This is a genomic window from Vibrio sp. Y58_MX_L22 (genome assembly GCF_024181865.1).
Taxonomy (GTDB): Bacteria; Pseudomonadota; Gammaproteobacteria; order Enterobacterales; family Vibrionaceae; genus Vibrio; species Vibrio alginolyticus.
In genome coordinates this window covers 31247-53997 of record NZ_JAMZAN010000010.1, presented here as the reverse complement: position 1 = coordinate 53997, position 22751 = coordinate 31247, and the positions used below count along the sequence as shown (strand labels likewise).

Annotated in this window: 21 protein-coding genes and 1 other RNA gene; 7 read left to right on the top strand and 15 right to left on the bottom strand. The window is 45.8% G+C overall.

Annotation, left to right across the window (positions count from 1 at the left end; translation table 11 throughout):
- Positions 1 to 30 precede the first annotated feature (30 nt).
- From NL626_RS19310 to rsmI, 5 genes are all read right to left on the bottom strand, one after another.
- A complete protein-coding gene (locus NL626_RS19310) occupies positions 31 to 1824 on the bottom strand; it encodes a penicillin-binding transpeptidase domain-containing protein (protein WP_213883601.1) in 1794 nt (597 codons plus the stop codon).
- Positions 1821 to 2138, bottom strand: coding sequence for a cell division protein FtsL (ftsL, locus tag NL626_RS19305; RefSeq protein WP_005372920.1), 318 nt, complete (start codon positions 2136 to 2138; stop codon positions 1821 to 1823). Before ftsL ends, NL626_RS19310 begins: the two co-directional genes overlap by 4 nt.
- Positions 2139 to 2143: 5 nt before the next feature.
- A complete protein-coding gene (rsmH, locus tag NL626_RS19300; RefSeq protein ID WP_005372918.1) occupies positions 2144 to 3094 on the bottom strand; it encodes a 16S rRNA (cytosine(1402)-N(4))-methyltransferase RsmH in 951 nt (316 codons plus the stop codon).
- A 175-nt stretch (positions 3095 to 3269) separates the two neighbouring features.
- Positions 3270 to 3700: RNase P RNA component class A (gene rnpB / locus NL626_RS19295), an RNA gene on the bottom strand.
- 167 nt (positions 3701 to 3867) lie between these two features.
- Entirely contained in the window at positions 3868 to 4731 is an 864-nt protein-coding gene (rsmI, locus tag NL626_RS19290; RefSeq protein ID WP_005372907.1) for a 16S rRNA (cytidine(1402)-2'-O)-methyltransferase, read from the bottom strand.
- Positions 4732 to 4799: 68 nt separating this feature from the next.
- On the opposite strand from rsmI, the gene NL626_RS19285 reads away from it, so the two are divergent.
- Genes NL626_RS19285 through NL626_RS19270 form a run of 4 tightly spaced genes read left to right on the top strand, consistent with a single transcriptional unit; the run spans position 4800 to position 8250 of the window.
- A complete protein-coding gene (locus tag NL626_RS19285) occupies positions 4800 to 6611 on the top strand; it encodes a penicillin-binding protein activator (protein ID WP_005372905.1) in 1812 nt (603 codons plus the stop codon).
- The gene (locus tag NL626_RS19280) at positions 6598 to 6966 is read left to right on the top strand and encodes a YraN family protein (RefSeq protein WP_005372903.1); all 369 of its coding nucleotides are present in this window, start codon (positions 6598 to 6600) and stop codon (positions 6964 to 6966) included. The genes NL626_RS19285 and NL626_RS19280 overlap by 14 nt, the downstream gene beginning before the upstream one ends.
- A gap of 3 nt (positions 6967 to 6969) precedes the next feature.
- Positions 6970 to 7560 (top strand): phosphoheptose isomerase, encoded by a 591-nt coding sequence (locus tag NL626_RS19275; protein ID WP_005372901.1) that lies wholly within the window; start codon positions 6970 to 6972, stop codon positions 7558 to 7560.
- A 21-nt stretch (positions 7561 to 7581) separates the two neighbouring features.
- Complete coding sequence (locus tag NL626_RS19270) at positions 7582 to 8250, top strand: BON domain-containing protein (RefSeq protein ID WP_017633609.1); 669 nt, start codon at positions 7582 to 7584, stop codon at positions 8248 to 8250.
- Positions 8251 to 8321: 71 nt separating this feature from the next.
- Here the strand turns inward: NL626_RS19270 and sspB are convergent, their stop codons facing one another.
- The 8 genes from sspB to zapE all read right to left on the bottom strand — a co-directional run bounded on the left by sspB (position 8322) and on the right by zapE (position 15032).
- Complete coding sequence (sspB, locus tag NL626_RS19265; RefSeq protein WP_005387408.1) at positions 8322 to 8807, bottom strand: ClpXP protease specificity-enhancing factor; 486 nt, start codon at positions 8805 to 8807, stop codon at positions 8322 to 8324.
- Between the two features lie 17 nt (positions 8808 to 8824).
- Entirely contained in the window at positions 8825 to 9460 is a 636-nt protein-coding gene (sspA, locus tag NL626_RS19260; RefSeq protein WP_005372897.1) for a stringent starvation protein SspA, read from the bottom strand.
- Positions 9461 to 9556: 96 nt separating this feature from the next.
- Positions 9557 to 10294: a cytochrome c1 gene (locus NL626_RS19255; protein ID WP_005372881.1), complete on the bottom strand. Its 738-nt coding sequence runs from the start codon at positions 10292 to 10294 to the stop codon at positions 9557 to 9559.
- Positions 10291 to 11556, bottom strand: coding sequence for a cytochrome bc complex cytochrome b subunit (locus tag NL626_RS19250; protein WP_005372880.1), 1266 nt, complete (start codon positions 11554 to 11556; stop codon positions 10291 to 10293). The genes NL626_RS19255 and NL626_RS19250 overlap by 4 nt, the downstream gene beginning before the upstream one ends.
- On the bottom strand, positions 11556 to 12146 hold the full coding sequence (petA, locus tag NL626_RS19245; RefSeq protein WP_005372877.1) for a ubiquinol-cytochrome c reductase iron-sulfur subunit: 591 nt from the start codon (positions 12144 to 12146) through the stop codon (positions 11556 to 11558). The genes NL626_RS19250 and petA overlap by 1 nt, the downstream gene beginning before the upstream one ends.
- Before the next feature lie 694 nt (positions 12147 to 12840).
- A complete protein-coding gene (gene rpsI / locus NL626_RS19240; RefSeq protein WP_005372876.1) occupies positions 12841 to 13233 on the bottom strand; it encodes a 30S ribosomal protein S9 in 393 nt (130 codons plus the stop codon).
- Positions 13234 to 13248: 15 nt separating this feature from the next.
- The gene (gene rplM, locus NL626_RS19235) at positions 13249 to 13677 is read right to left on the bottom strand and encodes a 50S ribosomal protein L13 (protein ID WP_005372872.1); all 429 of its coding nucleotides are present in this window, start codon (positions 13675 to 13677) and stop codon (positions 13249 to 13251) included.
- A gap of 251 nt (positions 13678 to 13928) precedes the next feature.
- Complete coding sequence (zapE, locus tag NL626_RS19230) at positions 13929 to 15032, bottom strand: cell division protein ZapE (protein ID WP_005387411.1); 1104 nt, start codon at positions 15030 to 15032, stop codon at positions 13929 to 13931.
- Between the two features lie 196 nt (positions 15033 to 15228).
- Between zapE and zapG the strand changes: the two genes are divergently transcribed.
- From zapG to degS, 3 genes are all read left to right on the top strand, one after another.
- Complete coding sequence (gene zapG, locus NL626_RS19225; protein WP_005379861.1) at positions 15229 to 15672, top strand: Z-ring associated protein ZapG; 444 nt, start codon at positions 15229 to 15231, stop codon at positions 15670 to 15672.
- Between the two features lie 200 nt (positions 15673 to 15872).
- Entirely contained in the window at positions 15873 to 17240 is a 1368-nt protein-coding gene (locus NL626_RS19220; protein ID WP_025768400.1) for a Do family serine endopeptidase, read from the top strand.
- Positions 17241 to 17430: 190 nt separating this feature from the next.
- Positions 17431 to 18495, top strand: coding sequence for an outer membrane-stress sensor serine endopeptidase DegS (degS, locus tag NL626_RS19215; RefSeq protein WP_017633606.1), 1065 nt, complete (start codon positions 17431 to 17433; stop codon positions 18493 to 18495).
- A gap of 37 nt (positions 18496 to 18532) precedes the next feature.
- Here the strand turns inward: degS and parC are convergent, their stop codons facing one another.
- Together parC and parE are read right to left on the bottom strand one after the other, a co-directional pair.
- Positions 18533 to 20818 (bottom strand): DNA topoisomerase IV subunit A, encoded by a 2286-nt coding sequence (parC, locus tag NL626_RS19210; RefSeq protein ID WP_005379870.1) that lies wholly within the window; start codon positions 20816 to 20818, stop codon positions 18533 to 18535.
- 3 nt (positions 20819 to 20821) lie between these two features.
- Positions 20822 to 22702: a DNA topoisomerase IV subunit B gene (gene parE, locus NL626_RS19205; RefSeq protein ID WP_005379872.1), complete on the bottom strand. Its 1881-nt coding sequence runs from the start codon at positions 22700 to 22702 to the stop codon at positions 20822 to 20824.
- Positions 22703 to 22751 lie beyond the last annotated feature (49 nt).

The window sequence follows — 22751 nt, the reverse complement described above, 5'->3', positions numbered from 1 at the left end:
TAATTTTGTTTGCTCAGTAAACCACAGGGCTTACTGTTGGAATTTGTTTTCGTCAGGTGCAACATTGAGTATTTGTAGCGCGCCTTTCATGATTTCAGAGAAGACAGGAGACGCTACCGAACCACCATAGTAGTCATCGCCTTGAGGCTCATTTACGATCACCACCAAAGCAATTCGCGGATCGCTAACCGGAGCAAGCCCAGCCGTGTAGGTGATGTACTCGTCGCTGTACCCACCGGCAGAAGCTTTACGTGATGTACCCGTTTTCGCTCCCACTCGATAACCAGGAACTGCCGCTCTGCGAGCCGAGCCCCCTTTTTGAGTTACGGTTTCCAACATGTCTAATACTTGACGCGCATACTTCGCACTCACCACTTGACGTGACATGTCATGATCATTGCTTTCAATAATATGAATAGGCTCGTATTTGCCAAGGTTTCCAAGCGTCGCATAAGCATGGGCTAGCTGGATTGGTGTAATTGATAGACCGTAACCAAACGCAATCGTGGCGCGCTCAATTGGCGACCAACGAGTTCGTGTAGGAAAAATACCCGTCACTTCCCCAACTAGGTTTAGGCCAGAAAGCTCACCAAAACCCACTGAACTGTACAGCCCAAGAAGCGCCTCTACCGGCATTTGCATTGCTAGCTTCGTCACACCGATATTACTCGACTTTTTAAGGATCGTGGTCAAGCTCGCTTTGCCTACGCGAGAGACATCTCTGACTCGACTACCACCTAAACGTAGGACACCATTACCGGTATCTACGATGGTATCTTTATCGGCTATCCCATTTTCTAAGGCGGCTAAAATAACGAAAGGCTTAATGGTCGAACCGGGCTCCATTGAGTCCGTGATCACTCGGTTACGCATTTGATAGCTTTGCCAATCGCTACGATTGTTAGGGTTGTAAGAAGGAGCATTAACCATGGCCAATACGGCGCCCGTTTTTACATCCAACATGACAACAGAACCTGAAGTGGCGCGGTGGTCCGCAACGGCTTGCTTAATCGCACGATACGCAATCGCCTGTAGACGCTGATCGATAGTTAACTGAAGTGATTTACCTTCTTGCTTGTCTTGCCAAGCAATGTTTTCCACAACACGACCATAACGGTCTTTACGAATAGTTTTCTTACCCGCCGCGCCAGTGAGCCACTCATCGTAGCTACGCTCCACACCTTCTAGGCCATGCCCGTCAATGCCTGTCACACCGACTAAGTGAGCACTAACCTCACCTGCAGGATAATAACGACGAGATTCCGACTTAAGGCCAACACCTGGCAGCTTTAACTCACGAATATAGTTCGCCATGGCCGGACTGACCTGGCGCTGCAAGTAGATAAAGCGGCGTTTTTCATTGCGCTTGATTTTGTCTATTAACCCTTGTCGGTCAATACCAAGAACATCCGCTAATGCATGCCAACTTTTGGTCTGGCTTAACGCGTTTTCTTTAAATATCGTGGCAGGATCTGCCCAAACAGCCTCAACCGGTACACTGACAGCAAGCGGCTCACCATTTCGATCCGAAATAATACCGCGAGCAGAAGGAATGGATTTAACACGAACCGAACGTAGGTCACCTTGTTTAATCAGGTTATCTGGCTCAATGATTTGGATGTAGGCTACGCGTGCCACCAAAAGGGCAAATGCACAAAAAACAAAAAACAGTAATAGATGGAAGCGCCAACGAATCAAGAAAGATTCTTCGACCGCCACTTTCACTGCTTTATTATCGGTTTTCTTATCCCCCGTAGCCGCTTTATCTTTTGCTACAGGTTTACGCTTATTGGCTTGTTTCGTGTTGGATTTTTTTCTAATCATTTGAGCGTGACAACCACTTCTTTATCGCCATCAGGTCGTTTCATTTCAAGTTCTTTTTTGGCAAGGTCTTGAACACGACTGTGTTCCGCGAGGGCAGTTTCTTCCAACATTAAGTTACGCCATTCGCTATCTAATCGTTCTCGTTCAACCAACGTATGGTCTTTCTCAGTGATCGCTTGACGCGCATGGTGGGTAGCAAATACCACTCCCATTGCCGATGCCACGATCAATAGCAACAACAGTAATGGCCAGCGACCAACAGTGAGGAGATCTGTTGCAATCAACTTAGCAAGATTAGGAGTGGATTTCGTCATAATAATTAAAGCTTTTCCGCAATTCTTAACACAGAGCTGCGCGAGCGAGGGTTCATTTCAATTTCTTGTTTGCTTGGCTTAATCGCTTTGCTCACCGCTTTCATATTCGCACTACCAAGAGCACGAATTTGCTCTTCCGTCATTGGAATACCGTGTGGCACTTCAGGCCCTTTGCTCTCTTTACGGATAAAACGTTTGACCATACGGTCTTCCAGAGAGTGGAAGCTAATCACAGATAAACGGCCTTCAGGAGCTAGAATGCTCGCCGCGCCTTTAAGTGCCGTATCAATTTCTTCTAACTCACTGTTGATGTAAATACGAAAAGCCTGGAAAGCACGAGTCGCAGGGTGTTTTTTCTCTTTAAAACTTTTCGGTGCGGCATCTGAAATCAATTTTGCCAGCTGACCAGTGCGAACCATTGGCTCATTTTCTTCGTCTTCACGGTAGGCAACAATCGCTTTTGCAATACGGCGCGCATGTTTATCTTCCCCAAACTCGCGAATGACCCAAGTGATATCATCGAGGTCTGCTTCCATCAACCATTGAGATACTGGAACACCTGATGTCGGGTCCATACGCATATCTAGCGGACCGTCTTTCATAAAGCTAAAGCCACGCTCTGCGTCGTCTAACTGAGGGGAAGAAACGCCTAAATCCAGCAGAACACCATCCACTTTTCCAACTAGCCCATACTCTTCAGCATACTCAGCAATACCAGAAAATGGACCATGAATAATGGTGAAGCGAGGGTCATTGATTTTGCCTGCCTCAGCGATCGCTTGAGGGTCACGGTCGATACTGTACAGTCGGCCATTTTCACCGAGTTTAGATAGAATTGTCCGGCTGTGACCGCCACGGCCAAATGTTCCATCAATATAGACGCCGTCTGGTTTGATAGCTAAGCCATCAATGGATTCATTTAATAACACGGAAATATGTTGGAAGGTTTCGGTCATAGCTTTCTCGTTGAATGATCTTGAAGCGATTCTTTAGTGTACTGATTTCCTACATCATCGCCACCACAAGTCTAAAGTTAGACGTGATTTACGCCAAGTTTATTGGTAATGACATAGTTTGCGTCAATTAAATGCAAAAAACCCATCACTACCGAAGTAGAGATGGGTCTCGAATAGGTGGAGCCGACACATAAGCCGGGTTCTGTTCCGCTTGCGCGGCGGTAGCCATTCGTCTAGGCCAGCAATCACTCACTGGCTCGAGCAACCTACCCGCCTCCTTACGCGAGCAACGCAATGTGGAGGCCTATTTGGTCTTGCTTCAGGTGGAGTTTACCCTGCTACGAACTATTGCTAGTCGTCCGGTGCGCTCTTACCGCACCCTTTCACCCTTACCTGTACCCTTACGGGCCATCGGCGGTCTTCTCTCTGCTGCACTTGTCGTAGGCTTGCGCCCCCCAGGCGTTACCTGGCACCTTGCTCTATGAAGCCCGGACTTTCCTCCCCTTTGTCAGTCTCCCGAAGGACGTCAACGTCAGTCTCCCAAAGGGACTTCGACGTCAGTCTCCCGAAGGACATCAACAAAGCAGCGACTACCCAGTCAGCTCCGAGGGCGGATTGTATAGAGTTCTCACTTCAGAGTCTAGTTAGATCACAGATATGATGAAATGAATGCACTAAGTGATGACTTTTTAGTCAACGTGCCAAAAATAGATAATAAAAAGGCCGATGCCTAAACATCAGCCCTCATTGACCATTTATCTCGCTAGCGGCACTTAGTCTAAGTTTTCTAAGCCCCATTTATATAGCGCATTCTTCTTCAAGTTATGTATTTCTGCCACCAAAGCAGCTGCTTTTTTCAAAGGCAGCTCTTTGGTCAAAATCCCTAACGTGCGTAAAGCATCTTCAGGTAGTGAGTCGTCTGTTGTTTCACGATGGCCATGTACCAACAATACCATTTCACCACGCTGTTGGTTATCGTCACTTTTCACCCATTCAATCAGCTCACCTAACGGCATGCCTTGAATGGTTTCAAAGGTTTTTGTTAGCTCTCTTGCCAACACAACTTCTCTATCTGGGCCAAGAACGTCTAACATGTCTTGTAGAGAGTCTAAAATACGGTGCGGTGACTCGTAAAAAATACACGTACGCTCTACCGAAGCAATCTCTAGGAATTTATCCTTACGACCTTTGCTTTTCGGTGGTAAAAAACCTTCGAAGCTAAAGCGATCCGATGGCAAGCCAGAGGCACTTAACGCCGTAATGACCGCACAGGCACCTGGAAGAGGCACAACTCTAACGCCCGCTTGACGACATTTTGTCACCAAATGGTATCCTGGGTCGCTGATAAGTGGCGTACCAGCGTCAGAAACTAATGCGATAGACTGACCGGAAAGCAGCTTTTCTACCAAAACTTGTGCTTTTTGCTGCTCATTGTGGTCATGTAGAGCAAAAGTTTTGGTTTGAATATTGAAGTGAGACAGTAATTTGCCCGTATGTCGAGTATCCTCAGCGGCAATGATGTCCACAGTCGACAGAATTTCGATAGCACGTTGGGTGATATCCGCTAAATTTCCGATTGGAGTCGGTACGATATAGAGAGTTGGCCCCTCATTCGGCAACTTATTTTTATCTGTCATTTGTTTACCATCACTTCAACGATTAATATAGAGACAATTTTGTACAAAATTATAGAGAACTCACGGCAATGATTAACCATAAGAGACTCAGTGTACCACGCATACTTACTCCTGTTGCACTAGCAATTACGCTCGCCGCCTGTTCTTCAGGTCCAAGACAGCCTGATGGCGTTGATGTAACACTTGAGCCTACTCAGTCTGTTCAGAACTATATGATCCAAGCTGATAGCACGGAAGGCAGTTTACAAAATGACTGGTTGATCATGGCAACCAAAGCCGCGATTCAAGCAAACCAGTTTGATCAAGCAGAAATGTTGATCAAGCGCCTGGCTCGTCAACAGTTAACCGAAGTTCAGCAAGCAGAGTGGCAACTAGCGCGTGCGACCATACAGCAAAAACAGGGTAATTACTCTCAGTTGCTGCAATTGTTGAATTTTAAACCTTGGTGGAAGTTGCCAAATGAGCAATGGAAAGACTATTACTTGATGCGTGCCGACGCTTATCAAGGTCTTAACCAAGCGTTTGAGGCAAACCGCCAACTGGTTGCATTTGGTCAATATGCATCGTCCGCGGAGCAGAGAGAGATTTCTAGCCGTATTTGGATGAACTTTGGCAGCTACTCCGAGTACGAACTGACCTCATTAGAAACAGAGCCAAATGAAGATGTTTTAGATGGTTGGCTACAACTCGCTATTTATGCGAAAACGCTGTCGGGCAACTTATCCCAACTAAAAAATACCCTAGAACGCTGGTTAAACGAGAACCCATCTCACCCAGCCGCTATCTACACACCAGAAGAGATTCAAAACATTCTCTCTCTAGACATTGTTAAACCAAACAACACCGCTTTGTTACTGCCGCTTACTGGTAAATTCTCGCCACAAGCGCAATTAATTCGTGATGGTTTTGTGTTTGCGATGATGAATGATCGTAACCGTGATCCAAGCGCTACCCTCACGGTAATAGACACTAATGCGTATAACGCCGACCAAATTAAACAACGTTTGATCAATGAAAACATCGATTTTGTTGTTGGTCCTCTAGAAAAAGAGAACGTTGAGCTATTGCACACAACCATGGATGGCTCAGAAAATGGTCCTACGATTCCAGCCCTTGCGCTAAATATTCCCGAAGATGTGCAACCAGATAGCAATATTTGCTACTTGGCATTATCACCAGAACAAGAAGCCGCACAGGCAGCGAAACACTTGTTCAGCGAAGGCTATAACTTCCCTCTGATTCTGGCACCAAAGGGCAGCTTTGGTGAGCGCGTAACTGAAGCGTTCAACAAAGAATGGCGCAAGTACAGCTCTAATAAAGTCGCAGCAAGTTATTTTGGCGACAAGCGCCAACTTCAAAAAGACATCAATGAAGTATTTGGTCTGCAAGAAAGCAAACAACGTATTGCTCAGATGCAATCACTAATGCGTATCAAGCTTGAAACACAGCCACGTAGCCGTCGTGATGTCGATGCGGTTTATATTGTTGCTAGAAGCACGGAACTGACTTTGATCAAGCCGTTTATTGAGGTAGCGATTAACCCAGACGCCAAAGCACCACAAATTTTCTCTAGCTCGCGTAGCAACAGTGGCGGCGCGACTTACGAAGATCTAACAGGCATCATCTACAGCGATATCCCATTACTGATTGACCCAGACCCTAGCGTGACCGCTGAAATGAACGAGCTGTGGTCAGAGCAATCTAACATGGAAAAACGTTTGAAAGCACTGGGTATGGATGCGTATAAATTGATTGGGGAGCTGCCACAAATGAAGGTCGTTCCGGGCTACTCAGTTGGCGGCCAAACCGGTATTTTAAGTATCGACAATAATTGTGTTGTACAGCGTGAGCTAAGCTGGGCTGAGCGTGGGGCTCTTTAGTAAGCGCCAAATCGGAAATCAATATGAAGCTCTGGCGAAGCAGTATTTACAACGCCAGGGCTTAAACTTTATTGAACAAAATTTTCTGACTAAGGTCGGTGAGATTGATTTAATCTTCCAACAAGGTGAAACTATTGTGTTTGTTGAAGTCAAATACCGTAAGAACAATCACTTTGGCTCGGCAGCAGAAATGGTGACGCACGCTAAAATGCGCAAGCTAGTCAAAACCGCACAAGTTTGGCTTAGCCAACAAAAGCGCTTAAAACACAATATCGATTATCGATTTGATGTCATCGCCATTCATGATAATGGGCGAGATATCAACTGGATAGAAAACGCAATCTCTGAAGGATAAGCGATGCTAGACAGCATTAAAGACAGCTTTACAGAAAGTATTCAAATTCAAATCGCAGCAGCAGAGGCGCTGCCTGATGCCATTACTCATGCAGCTCAAGCGATGGTGTCGAGCCTGCTTAATGGCAATAAAATTTTATGTTGTGGTAATGGCGGCAGTGCTTCAAACGCTCAACAATTTGTTTCTTGTCTTTTAAACCGTTTTGAAACTGAGCGCCCTAGCCTACCAGCAATGGCCTTAACCGCCGATAATACCACCCTAACCGCAGTGGCCAACGATTACCACTACCAGGAAATCTTCTCAAAACAGGTACGAGCGTTTGGTCAACCAGGCGACATTTTGCTTGCCATGTCGACTAGCGGTAACAGTAAAAATATTATCAAAGCGATGGAAGCAGCCGTAACTCGAGACATGACGATTATCGCGCTAACAGGAAAAGATGGCGGAGAGATGGCAGGGCTGCTCGGTGAGAACGACGTCGAAATTCGTATTCCATCACACCGCACTGCACGTATTCACGAAGTACATATGGTAACACTCCATTGTCTTTGTGATCTTATTGACCAGGTGCTTTTCCCTGCTCACGAAGAGTAACCAAGACTGAGAGTCAGAATTATGATACGTAGCCTCGTTATCTTATTAACAGCATTGAGTTTAAGTGGTTGCGCAGGTTTGTTTATCGCAGGTGCAGCAACCACAGCGAATATTGTCACGGACACACGCACGACAAAACAAATCTGGCAGGACAATAACATCGAATTCGAAGTTGCGGCGATCGGCAATAAAGCACCGTTTAAAGGTGAAGTTCGTGTCGTTGCCAGTTCATATAATGGGACTGTAGTCCTTATGGGACAAGCTCCGACACAAGACCTTATCCTTGCTTTAGAGCGAAGGGCTCGAGAAGTTAGTGGTGTAAAAGTCATACACAATCAAATCAAACAAAAAGAGCCACTCACTGTTACCCAGATTAGCAATGACAGCTGGATCACAACCAAAGTAAAGTCAGCTTTGCTTACTGATTCTGAGCTTAATGGTGTTAAGGTTAAAGTGATCACCGAAGATGGCGACGTTTTTCTGTTTGGTTATGTCACGCCAGAGCAAGGCGATCGAGCGACAGAAATCGCGCGTAATATCTCAGGCGTAAAACAAGTCATTAAAGGGTTCCAATACGGCGAAATGGAGCCTGTTGAAGTAGACTTACCGAGTGACGGTGTACAAACAATAGAAAGTGAGGCAAGTACAGAAAGTGAAGAGAACGTCGAAGTCTTTACGATTAGTGAGTAATTTCCAAAGTCTGGCTTGAAATCATCTTCAACAAGTTAAAAAGAAAAAAGCAGCGTTACGCTGCTTTTTTATTATTTAATCACTCTTAAGCTTGGTTTGCCTTTTGGTCGAGGAGCATCGTCCTCTTCGGCATCTGAATCAGAAACTAACTCAGAAGGCTCATCGCTAACCGTTGTGAACGATGGGGATGATTCTTCCTCGGTCATCGCTTCTTCTTCGATGTGAGTGTACGCTTCTTCTGGTTCAAACATAGTACCAGCACCATTCTCACGTGCATAAATAGCTTGAACAGCATACACAGGCACGATCACTGAGTGCGGACGACCGCTAAAGCGAGCATGGAAGGTAATCGCATCATTACCTAACTCAAGATTACCCACTGCACGTGGCGCAATATTCAAAATAATTTGACCATCTTGAATAAATTCAACCGGGACACGCACCCCTGGCATTGTTGCATCCACAACCAAGTGAGGAGTCAAGTCATTGTCTACTAACCAGTCGTAAAATGCGCGAAGCATATACGGGCGGCGAGCAGTCATTTTTGCAATATCCATAACGTGTTTTAAATCGCTTAGCGAACTAGGCGCATTTCACGTTCAGCTTCAGTCAAAGAAGCAAGGAACGAATCACGTTCAAATACGCGGTTCATGTATACCTTGATTTCTTTTGAACCAGGGCCAACAAGATCGATACCAAGTTGAGGCAAACGCCACAATAGTGGAGCTAGGTAACAATCGATCAAGCTGAATTCTTCGCTCATGAAGTACTCATATTCCGCAAAAATTGGCGCTAACGTCAGAAGATCATTACGCAGCTTTGTGCGTGCTTTTTCTGATTCTTCCGCATTACCTTTCATCACTTTTTCAGCGAGTGAATACCAGTTGCGTTCGATACGGTACATCATCAAGCGGCTGTTGCCACGAGCAACAGGGTAAACCGGCATTAGAGGTGGATGAGGGAAACGCTCGTCCAAGTACTCCATGATGATTTTTGAATCGTAAAGAGCTAGCTCACGGTCAACAAGAGTTGGCACTGATTTATATGGGTTTAGCTCAACAAGCTCAGCAGGAAGGTTTGCTTCGTCAACAAGCTCAACTTCAACACTTACACCTTTTTCAGCTAGTACAATGCGAACCTGATGGCTATACAAATCTGATGCACTTGAGAAAAGAGTCATCACAGAACGTTTATTGGCAGCTACAGCCATGGAGCCCTCCAGTACACTTACAAATAAAAACAATGGAGGCTAAGCCTCCATTGTACATCAATTAAAATTGGGAATTAGCACGGTATTTTAGCACAATTAATGCACATCGCGCCAATACTCTTTCTTGAGCATCACGACAACGATGGTTAGAAGCACTAAGAAGCCCATTACCCACCAGCCTAGAGCGTGACGCTCAAGCTGCACTGGGTCACCTGAATAAACTAAGAAGTTAACGAGATCGCCAACCGCTTTGTCATATTCGCCTTCACTCAGCTCACCCGTGCCATCGGTTTCAGTACCAACAACAACTTGTACTTCTTCGCCATCTACGATTTTCGTATCGTAAATCGGCGTCGGGATGCCCTGTAGCTCTTCAAGCACATGCGGCATACCAACACTCGGGAAGACGATGTTGTTCACGCCGAATGGACGAGATGGATCAACATAGAAAGAGCGTAAGTAAGTGTATAACCAATCAGCACCACGAACTCGTGCAACCAACGTAAGATCTGGTGGTGGAGCACCAAACCAGTTTGCCGCTTGCTTCGGTGGCATAGCATTGACCATTAGATCACCGATTTTCGCTTCAGGATTGAAAATCAGGTTTTCTTTCATTAAGTCTGTTGGAATTTCCAAGTCTGTTGCTACACGCTCGTAACGCTGGTATTGCGTAGAGTGACAAGCAAAACAGTAGTTCATGAATAACTTCGCGCCGTTTTGTAGCGAAGCTTTATCCGTAAGGTCAACATTCGCTTTATCCAGCGGAACATTGGCCCCAGCTGCCATCGCTAGTGATGGCAACATAGCAAATAGAATTACAATCCACTTCTTCATTTGAATGTCACCCTCTCTGGTAATGGTTTGGTTGCTTCATTTTTGCTGTAGAAGAACAGCAACACAAAGAACATGAAGTAACACAAGCTAAAGATCTGAGATAGTAGTGTGTACGTTGGTGTCGCTGGTAACGCACCTAAAATACCTAGAGCGATAAAGGCGATAGTGAACTGTACAATATTCAATAGATGAAGTTTGCTACGGTAACGGTATGAACGAACTTTACAACGATCCAACCAAGGTAAAACAAACAGCACTGCAATTGACGCACCCATTAGGATAACACCTAATAGTTTGTCTGGAACCGCACGTAGGATTGCGTAGAACGGCGTGAAGTACCATACCGGAGCAATATGCTCTGGTGTCTTCAATGGGTTTGCAGCTTCAAAGTTAGGCGGCTCGAGGAAGTACCCACCCATTTCTGGGTTAAAGAACAGCACGTAACAGAAGAAGAACAAGAAACCAGCAACACCGACCAAGTCCTTAACCGTGCCGTACGGATGGAAAGGAATCGAATCAATGATGTCATATTTCTTCGTGTAGTAATCGTGGAACTTGAATTGCGTTTTGTAATCGTCGCCCATTGAGCCTTTTGGCAGCTTAGTTTCGATACCATCCGGGTTGTTTGAGCCTACTTCGTGCAGCGCCAATACGTGCAGAACAACAAGAAGAAGCAAAACAATAGGCAAGGCAATAACGTGTAGTGCGAAGAAACGGTTTAGCGTTGCACCAGAGATGATGTAGTCACCACGAATCCAAAGCGTTAGGTCATCACCGATAACAGGAATAGCGCCAAACAGGGAAATGATTACCTGCGCACCCCAGTATGACATCTGACCCCATGGAAGTAGGTAACCCATGAACGCTTCAGCCATGAGAACAAGGAAGATCAACATACCGAAGATCCACAATAGTTCACGAGGTTTTTGGTATGAACCGTAGATCAAACCACGGAACATGTGAAGATACACAACAACGAAAAACGCTGACGCGCCAGTGGAATGCATGTAACGCAGAAGCCAACCGTACTCTACATCACGCATAATGTATTCGATAGACGCAAATGCACCGTCACCTGAAGGAACATAGTTCATCGTTAGCCAAATACCCGTTAGGATTTGGTTAACAAGAACCAGCATCGCCAGAGAACCGAAAAGGTACCAAAAGTTGAAGTTCTTAGGCATTGGGTATTCAGACAAATGCTTTTTATAAGCATTCATTGCAGGAATACGCTTTTCAACCCAATCTAACATTGCTTGCATTATGCATCTCCCTCATCAACACCCACAATGAGCTTGGTATCGCTCAAATACATGTGCTTAGGAACGACAAGGTTCAACGGAGCAGGTACTCCTTGGAACACTCGACCAGCCATGTCGAACTTAGAACCATGACAAGGACAGAAGAAGCCAGATCTTACGCCCTGCACCTGCTCTGAGAAAGAGTCAGGTAGATAGGTTGGTGAACAACCTAAGTGGGTACAGAAACCAACTGCGACGAAAAACTCTTCCTTAATCGAACGAAACTCATTCTGAGCGTACTCAGGCTGCTGCTCCATTTCAGATTGTGGATCGCGAAGCTTATCACCGATCGATTTTAAGTTATCCAGAACGCTTTGAGTGCGGCGAACAATCCATACAGGTTTTCCCTGCCACTCAACACGAACCAGCTGACCTGGTTCAATTTTACTTATATCCACTTCAACCGGTGCGCCCGCCGCTTTGGCTTTAGCACTCGGATTCCATGATTTGATAAAAGGCACGGCGACGGCGACTGCCCCTAACCCACCAACAACTGCCGTTGTAGCGGTTAGAAAACGCCTGCGACCGTTATTTAAAGGCGCGTTGCTCATCCAAACATTCTCCCATTTGCTCCCTTTGGATCGTTATTATTCCGCTTATAAGAGCATGGCTAACAAATAATGAATTTAGTTCTATTTATTGGAGGGAAATGATAAAGAAAACCCTACTTTTTGACAAGATAAAGCTACCTTTTTGTAACATTTGTGAGGCAAATCGCTCGCGTCGTCACAAAAGCGGCAGAATTATAAAAAATTGATGTGATTTGTAACAAGAAAGCACCACATAGAAGCCCCGCTGAAAGCGGATAAAACCTTTTATCTTGGTAGTTTTCAGTTAATTACACAGAGAAATATTTCGTATTACGCGTTCAGCTTACTGTGTTTATATTTTCAATTTTGTAGCACGCAGAATGCTCAAAAAGGAACGTAAGTCATTTTAAAACATGTTACAGGAAGAATAAGATACAAAGACATTCTTGTTGATGAATACATCTATGCTGCATCGCAAGAGAAAGCGTGGTGAGTCGCGGTTAAATAAGGCACACATATAAAACGGCACTGGCAACCTTTCGACGAAGAGGACGAATAAGAAGGTCTGCTCGGAGTGTGATGATAAGTGAAGGCTGTTCGTTGCTTGAAGACAAGTATGATGTCCTTAAATACAAAAAAGCCCGGCATAGAGCCGAGCTTTTGGTACACAGTTTCCAGAGTAACTCTGAAAAGCATAATTCCCGATAAGAGGAAATTAACGCTTAGAGAACTGTGGACGACGACGTGCTTTACGTAGACCAACTTTCTTACGTTCAACGCAACGAGCGTCACGAGTAACGTAGCCAGCCGCGCGTAGAGCAGGACGTAGAGACTCATCGTATTCCATAAGCGCGCGAGTGATACCGTGACGGATAGCACCAGCTTGACCAGAAATACCGCCGCCTTTAACTGTTACGTAAAGGTCTAGCTTTTCAGTTAGTTCAACTAGCTCTAGAGGTTGTTGTACAACCATACGTGCTGTTGGACGACCGAAGTATTCGTCAAGGTTACGCTTGTTTACTACAATGTTACCGCTGCCTGGTTTAATGAAAACACGTGCAGCTGAGCTTTTGCGACGGCCAGTGCCGTAGTATTGATTCTCTGCCATTTCCGAAATCCCCAATTAGATGTCTAGTACTTGTGGTTGTTGAGCAACATGGTTGTGCTCAGCGCCCGCGTAAACTTTTAGCTTACGGTACATAGCACGGCCTAGAGGACCACGTGGAAGCATGCCTTTAACTGCAAGCTCAAGAGCCATCTCAGGTTTACGATCGATCAACTTTTCAAAAGTGATAGATTTTAGACCACCTGGGAATTCAGAGTGACGGTAGTACACTTTGTTCTTAGCTTTGTTACCAGTTACAGCAACTTTCTCAGCGTTGATAACGATGATGTAATCACCAGTGTCAACGTGAGGAGTGTATTCAGCTTTATGTTTGCCACGTAGGCGAGATGCAATTTCACTTGCTAGACGGCCAAGAGTTTTACCTTCAGCGTCTACAACGTACCAGTCGCGTTTTACAGTTTCTGGTTTAGCAACGAAAGTTTTCATGCTAACAATAACCCGTTAATTAAATTTTAAACTTTAAAGGAACACCCAATAGTGCTCCCACACTGTCTAAGAGCCCAGTCATCACCCCTTCGAGTCGTTGGTACTCTCGACCTTCAATTTCGAAATAACTTCGATAATCAGGTCTGCAGTAACGGTGGGTCGCAGGATTATAGAGAAGAGCGAAGAAAAAATCACCTTTTTTTGCGCCAAATCACTAATTTTTTCTTCACTTTTTTAAGAACCCATTGGATCTAGGCCAAATGTTCACGCGCGAGATACTCATGACTTTGCATCTCAGTAAGCCGAGACAAACAGCGCTTAAATTCGAACTCTAACTGCCCATCAGTATATAAGTCGGCCATTGGCACTTCAGCAGAAATAATCAACTTAACATTGCGCTCGTAAAACTCATCGACCAGCGCGATAAAGCGTCTCGCCGCATCATCGATTTTTCGGTTCATTTGTTGAACATCTGCCAGTAATACCGTGTGGTAAATACGAGACAATTCAATGTAGTCATTTTGACTGCGAGCAGTTTGACACAACTGAGCAAACGACGCATGCAGCACCCCGTCGCTTGCTTCAATCACCGCTAGTTGACGGTGGTTAACTTCGATTTGATGAGCAACAAACTGACGCTCTCCAGTCAGCTGCTGATAATATTTGTTAAGGTTTATGCTAGCCTGCTCATCAAGCGGGTAATGGTATATTTCAGCCTGTTCTAACGTTCTTAAGCGATAATCAACGCCACTATCGACATTCAACACTTCACAACGTGCCAAAATCATATCGATCGCGGGCAAAAAGCGCGCTCTTTGCAAACCGTTACGATATAAGTTCTGCGGCTCGATGTTTGAAGTCGCGACTAGGATCATCTGCCGCTTGAACATTTCTTGAAGTAGCGTTGCGAGGATCATCGCATCAGTAATGTCGGAAACAAAAAATTCATCAAAGCAAACCACATCGGCTTCTTCTTTAAATTTATCCGCCACTTTTGATAGCGGATTTTCCACATCACCTAACAGCTTCAACTCATCATGTACTCGATACATAAATCGATGGAAGTGGACGCGCATTTTTCTTTGGGTCGGTAAAGCATCAAAAAATGCGTCCATAAGGTAGGTTTTACCGCGACCTACTCCACCCCAAAAGTAAAGGCCTTTTGGTGGTTCAGGCTTGTCGATTTTTTTCCCCATTAGCTTTTGCCATTTGGAAAGCTGAGGCACAGGAGCTGACTGAAATTCAACGATAGCATGGTAAAGCTTGTCTAATGCAACGACCGCTTGATACTGAGCTTCATCACGCTGAAACCCGTGTTCTGCTATGTCTTTTTGATATTGTTGTAGTGGTGTCATCGTATGTAAGTCGTATAGAGGTATAGAGAAAAGGGTTACCTCGGGGTCAACTTTGAGAATAGAGAGAAGTAGTTATCAGTCCCCGAAGACATACTGCTATTTTTCTTTATCGGCTGTTCAAGCCATAGTAACATGGACGAGCACCGCGTGTAACTAAGTAGTAAAAGACTTGTTAAAACAACTATAAGGAGCAGTTATGCCTTGGATTTATGCCATTGTGGGTTTGCTGGTCGGTACAATCGTAGGCGTAGTCATTAGTAGACTAACCACCCCTGAATACAAGAAACAAAAGTCTGTGCAGAAAGAACTTGAAGCGGCCAAGTTTGAATTAGAGCAACAACGTCAAGAGCTCGTCGATCATTTTGCACAAACCGCAGAAATGTTGGACACCCTAGGTAAAGATTACACCAAGCTATACCAACATATGGCCAAGACCTCTTCTGAGCTTTTGCCAAACTTACCAGAACAAGACAACCCGTTTGATAAGAAAACGGCAATGTCGTCTGAAACCATTGCAGAAGATCAACCAGAGTTTAACGAACAACCAAAAGACTACGCTAATGGCGCCACCGGTCTTTTGAAGGATCAAGAGAAAGAAATCATTAATGCTCCCGAAGCGGTAACCGCAAAAGCATCATAATCCTCTCTTACTTCTATCTAGGGCCGATACATTTGTATCGGCCCTTTTTTGAACTTTTTCACCTCACCTTCGCTCTAACTTGGGTGTGCACTGCCTCCCCTTTTGATTGTCCGAACTAGACCCTATATTAGTTATTAACAAAGTGAACTAACCGTTCGGATATTTCTTTTTGGCAGACATGTTTCAAGAGGAGTTATTGGATGAAAAAACCACTGCTTGCGCTCACCGTTCTATCTCTGAGTTTGGGTTCGATTATTGCCCCAGTTCAAGCCACTGCCGCATTACCTTTGAATGTGGATGGCCAACAGTTACCTAGCTTGGCACCAATGCTTGAGAAGGTGACCCCAGCTGTTGTGAGTATTGCTGTAGAAGGTAAACAAGTACAAACCAGCCGCATTCCCGAGCAATTTCAATTTTTCTTTGGCCCAGACTTTCCTATGGAACAAAGGCGAGAGCGCCCGTTCAGAGGTTTAGGGTCTGGTGTCATTATTGATGCGAAGAAAGGCCATATTGTCACTAACTACCATGTGATCAAGGGCGCAGATGAGATTCGAGTTCGCCTCTTTGACGGGCGCGAGTATGACGCTACGCTCGTTGGCGGTGATGAAATGGCCGATGTTGCGTTACTTAAATTAGAGAAAGCGAAAAACTTAACGCAGATTAAAGTCGCGGATTCCGACAAACTGCGTGTCGGTGACTTTACGGTTGCGATTGGTAACCCATTTGGGCTCGGTCAAACCGTAACTTCGGGTATTGTTTCAGCCCTTGGTCGTAGTGGCTTAAACGTTGAAAACTTCGAAAACTTCATCCAAACCGATGCCGCAATTAACAGCGGTAACTCTGGTGGTGCATTGGTCAACCTTAATGGTGAGCTGATCGGTATTAATACTGCAATTTTAGGCCCTAACGGCGGTAACGTGGGTATTGGTTTTGCGATTCCATCAAACATGATGAAAAACCTCACTGATCAAATTCTAGAGTTTGGTGAAGTCAAACGCGGCATGTTGGGTGTGCAAGGTGGCGAAGTAACCTCTGAGCTAGCTGATGCATTGGGTTACGAGTCAAGTAAAGGGGCCTTTATTGGTCAAGTCGTACCGGACAGCGCAGCCGATAAAGCAGGGTTAAAAGCCGGTGACGTAATTGTATCGGTGAACGGCAAAGCGATTAATACTTTCTCAGAGCTCCGCGCAAAAGTGGCAACACTGGGCGCAGGTAAAGAAATCACATTAGGTGTGGTTCGAGATGGTAAGAATAAAACCTTTGATGTAACGCTTGGCGAATCTACGAATATGAAAGCTAAAGCGGAGACATTACATGAGGGACTCAAAGGTGCGGAATTAAGCAATACAACACCAAGTGATGTAATCCAAGGTGTTAAAGTATCGAGCGTTGCAGATAACTCTCCGGCTGCTCAATATCAATTACAACAAGGTGACATTATTATCGGTGTGAACCGTCAACGAGTGAAAAACCTTGCCGAGCTTCGTACAATCGTAGAGAAACACAAAGGTGTACTGGCTCTTAATATTCAACGTGGTGAACGTACTATTTACCTTGTCATTCGTTAACCACTTTCAAAGTGATAGAAAATAAGGTTTTCGATGCATAGTACTGAGTGATAAGGCTCGATCACTTTTCCTTATCGCTCAATAACTAATGAAAAGGGCAGCGCGATGACGTGCTGCCCTTTTGTTATTTTTCAATGTAATGCTATTCTTCATCTTCGATGCCATTTTGGCGCTCACGCATGGAGAGGATATGCTCAGCTTTTTATTACGTTCTGTCTTTTTAGGCTTGGCTACTGCCGCAGTGGTATTACTGGCGGTTCCATCTTTGCGCAACAACGTAATTCCTGCCGCGCTTGATCCTCAACCTGTTAATATCGCATCAGTCGAGTTGACGTTTAATCAAGCGGTCCGAAGAGCAGCGCCTGCAGTGGTAAACATCTACAGCCGTAAGTATGTTGAGAATGATCGCAGTAAACTCTCGACTCAAGGTCTGGGGTCAGGTGTCATTGTTAGTGAGAAAGGCTACATCATTACTAACTATCATGTGGTTGCTCAAGCTGATCAAATTGTTGTGGCATTACAAGACGGCAGAGCCGCAGCGGCTCAGCTCGTAGGGACAGATAAACGTACTGATATAGCCGTACTGCGTGTCGAAGGTTCGAATTTGCCCGTAATCCCTCTGAACTCTAATTACAAACCACAAGTGGGCGATGTAGTACTAGCCATCGGTAACCCATACAACCTTGGACAAACCACAACGTTCGGCATTATTTCAGCCACAGGTCGTTCATCTATTAGCGACGGTCGTCAAGCATTCATTCAAACCGATGCCGCCATCAATGAAGGTAACTCTGGTGGAGCCCTAGTGAACACACAAGGCGAGCTCGTCGGCATTAACACCGCCTCTTTTCAGCAAGCGACAGACTTAGAAACTTACGGTATTTCTTTTGCGATCCCTGCGCCGCTAGCCAGTAAGATCATGCAGAAAATCATCGCTGATGGCCGCGTGATTCGTGGTTATATTGGAATCGACGGCCAAGACATTAATGCGGTCACTGCTCGCCTGCTTGGAAATGAACACATAGGTGGTATTGTCGTACTTGGTATTGATCCAAATGGTCCAGCCAATGCGGCAGGCTTCCAAAAGCAGGACATCATTATCAGTATTGATGGCAATAAAGTGCAAGGGCGTCAGAGCGTTATGGATATCGTCACCGATTTACGTCCTGGCACCACCGTGGACGTCGGTATCATTCGCAAAGGAAAAGAGATGACCTTGAAAGTCACCATTGCCGAAGACAAGCAAGAAGCATAAAAAATCCCAGCCATTGGCTGGGATTTTTATTTGTGCGTTACTCGCTATCGCTCGGTGTTTCCGTCGTATCGGAATCATCTAGCTCAACTTCAATGCGAGTGACTCGCTGCAAACCTCTCGGTAATAACCCACCTCGGCGACCACGTTCGCCACGGAAGTTATCAAGGTCAGACGGTTTAAGACCCAACTTTCGCTTACCCGCGTACAGCGTTAACGATGCACCTTTTGGTAAAGACATTAAGTGAGATAGTACTTCTTCTCGCTCTTTTGCTTTAGCAGCAGGAATGTTGATGATCTTATTCCCTTTACCTTTCGCCAGTTGTGGCAAGTCTTTGATTGGGAACAGCAGCATGCGACCTTGGTTAGTGATTGCTAAGATTTCATCAGAGTCTAAATCTTCAATCTCTTTTGGCGTCATGATCTCAGAGTTGGCAGGTAAAGTGACGAGCGCTTTACCACTGCGGTTTTTAGACAGCAAGTCCGCGCCTTTACATACAAAGCCGTAACCTGCATCTGAGCCCACCAGCCACAGCTGCTCTTCTTCACTCATGATGACTTGGCGAATACTGCTACCAGCCGTAATATTCAAGCGACCGGTAATCGGCTCACCTTGACTACGAGCAGAAGGCAGTGAGTGCGATTCCAGAGAGTAACTTCGACCGTCACTACCTAGGAATACCGCAGGCTGATTACTCTTACCTCGAGCATGCGCTAAATACTTATCACCCGACTTATAGTTTAAGCCTTCGGCATCCACGTCATGGCCTTTCGCGTGACGAATCCAACCTTTCTCAGAAAGCACAACCGTGATTGGCTCACTTGGTACGAGGTCACGTTCAGTCAGCGCTTTTGCTTCTGCACGCTCAACCATTGGAGAGCGACGGTCATCACCGTATTTCTCTGCGTCTGCTTTGATTTCTTTTTTCAGTAGTGTGTTCAGACGACGCTCAGAACCGAGTAGCTGTTCTAGCTTCTCACGCTCTTTCTCTAGCTCGTCTTGCTCACCACGGATCTTCATCTCTTCTAGTTTTGCTAGATGACGAAGTTTGGTATCTAAAATTGCATCCGCTTGGATATCGGTAATACCAAAGCGTTCCATCAGCACCGCTTTTGGATCGTCTTCAGTACGGATGATCTCAATCACTTCATCTAGGTTGAGGTAAGCAACCAACAAACCTTCCAAGATGTGTAGACGAGCCATTACTTTGTCTAGGCGATGTTGTAGACGACGACGCACAGTCGTACGACGGAACTCGATCCACTCAGACAGAATTTGCACCAGACCTTTAACTTGAGGACGGTTATCCAAACCAATCATGTTCAAGTTAACGCGGTAACTGCGCTCAAGATCCGTTGATGCGAACAAGTGGTTCATCAACAAGTCACAATCGACGCGGTTTGACTTAGGCACCACAACGATACGCGTTGGGTTCTCGTGATCCGATTCGTCACGAAGATCGTCAACCATTGGCAGCTTCTTCGCACGCATCTGGTTAGCGATTTGCTCAAGCAGTTTGGCACCCGATACTTGGTGAGGCAAAGAAGTGATAACAATGTCAGAACCTTCTTTATGCCAAACCGCGCGCATTTTGATGCTGCCACGACCGTTGCGGTAAATCTTCTCGATATCCGCTTGCGGCGAGATAATTTCTGCTTCTGTTGGGTAATCTGGACCTTTGACATACTGCATCACGTCCGGCAGTTCTGCTTTCGGGTTGTCGATCAAATGAATAGTCGCATCTGCGATTTCACGAACGTTGTGCGGTGGGATGTCTGTTGCCATACCAACGGCAATGCCGGTTACACCGTTAAGCAGGATATGAGGCAGACGTGCTGGCAACATTTGTGGCTCTTTCATTGTGCCATCAAAGTTAGGTTGCCATTCAACCGTGCCCTGGCCAAGTTCGCCAAGCAATACTTCAGCAAACTTAGACAGTTTTGCTTCGGTATAACGCATTGCCGCAAATGATTTCGGATCATCTGGCGCACCCCAGTTACCTTGACCATCCACTAATGGATAGCGGTAAGAGAATGGCTGAGCCATCAATACCATCGCTTCGTAACACGCTGAATCACCGTGCGGATGGTATTTACCTAGCACGTCACCAACGGTACGTGCAGATTTTTTGTATTTTGCTGATGCAGAGAGACCAAGCTCTGACATCGCATAAATGATGCGTCGTTGAACCGGCTTTAAGCCATCACCAATGTATGGCAAGGCGCGGTCCATGATTACGTACATCGAGTAGTTCAGATAAGCGTCTTCAGTGAACTTGCGCATTGGCAATTGTTCGACGCCATCGTAGGTAATTTCTGTAGACATCCGTTACACCTCTGCCAAGTCGCCGTTGTTTTGTAGCCAAGAACGACGGTCATCTGCACGCTTTTTACCTAGCAGCATGTCCATCATTTCCATGGTCGCCGTAGAGTCGTCAATGGTTAACTGCACTAAGCGACGCGTGTTCGGATCCATGGTGGTTTCACGCAACTGAAGTGGGTTCATCTCACCCAGACCTTTGAATCGTTGCACGTTGATTTTGGCTTTCTTCTTCGACAAGCGCTCTAAAATGCCATCTTTTTCATCGTCATCGAGGGCGTAGAACACTTCTTTCCCGCAGTCGATTCGATACAGAGGCGGCATTGCCACATAGATATGACCCGCTTCCACTAGTGCGCGGAAGTGACGAGTAAATAGAGCACAAAGCAGCGTTGCGATGTGAAGACCATCCGAGTCCGCATCGGCAAGGATACAGATCTTACCGTAACGAAGACTCTCGAGGTTGTCGCTATCTGGGTCAATACCCAAAGCAACAGAGATATCGTGTACTTCTTGAGACGCAAGAACTTGATCGGCAGAGACTTCCCACGTGTTCAAGATCTTACCACGCAGTGGCATCACAGCTTGGAATTCACGGTCACGTGCCTGTTTTGCCGAGCCACCCGCAGAGTCACCCTCCACAAAGAAGATTTCCGTGCGACTTAAGTCCTGTGCAGAACAGTCGGTCAACTTGCCTGGCAATGCCGGGCCGGATGCCACTTTCTTACGTACGACTTTTTTCGCCGCTCGCATACGACGGTGCGCGTTAGCGATACAGACTTCTGCCAATTGCTCTGCGAGCTGAGGCTTTTCGTTCAACCAAAGACTGAACGCATCTTTTACAACGCCAGAGACAAATGCCGCGGTTTGACGAGAAGAGAGACGTTCCTTGGTCTGGCCTGCAAATTGTGGATCTTGAATTTTAACCGACAGCACGTAAGAACAGCGGTCGAAAACGTCATCACCCGTTAGCTTCACACCACGAGGTAATAGATTACGGAACTCACAGAATTCGCGCATCGCTTCCAATAAGCCTTGGCGTAAACCATTAACGTGCGTACCACCTTGAGCGGTTGGGATCAGGTTAACGTAGCTTTCGGTGATCATCTCACCGCCTTCTGGCTGCCAAATTACCGCCCAGTTTGCCGCTTCAGTATCCGCCAAGAACTCACCAGTAAATGGTTCTTCAGGAATAACTGGATAGCCTTTTACACCTTCCGCAAGATAGTCTTTCAAACCATCTTCGTAGTACCACTTATAGTCTTTGTCATTAACTTTGTCGGTTAATGTGATTTCTAAGCCCGGACACAAAACCGCTTTTGCGCGCAGGTTGTTGACTAAGCGCGTCACAGAGAAGTTAGCCGAATCGAAGTACTTCGCATCAGGCCAGAAATGTACGCTGGTACCGCGATTGCGACGACCACATGTGCCAGTTACGGTCAGATCAGACACTTTCTCGCCGTGTTCAAATGCAATTTCATACACTTGACCATCACGACGAACTGTTACTTCAACGCGTTTTGACAACGCGTTTACTACAGATATACCTACCCCGTGCAAACCACCAGAGAATTGGTAGTTTTTGTTAGAGAACTTACCACCCGCATGTAGCTTACATAGAATTAGCTCTACGCCTGATACTTTCTCTTCTGGGTGGATATCAACAGGCATGCCTCGACCATCATCGATCACTTCGAGTGATTGGTCAGCATGTAGGATGACTTGTACTTTTGAGGCATGTCCGGCTAGCGCTTCATCGACACTGTTGTCGATAACTTCTTGGCCCAAATGGTTTGGGCGCGCTGTATCCGTATACATCCCTGGTCGGCGACGTACTGGCTCTAAGCCATTCAGTACTTCAATGGCACCAGCATTATATTGTTCAGTCATAATACGGAATTATTCTCAAAGTTTACTTGTTGCCTGAGTATCACCAATG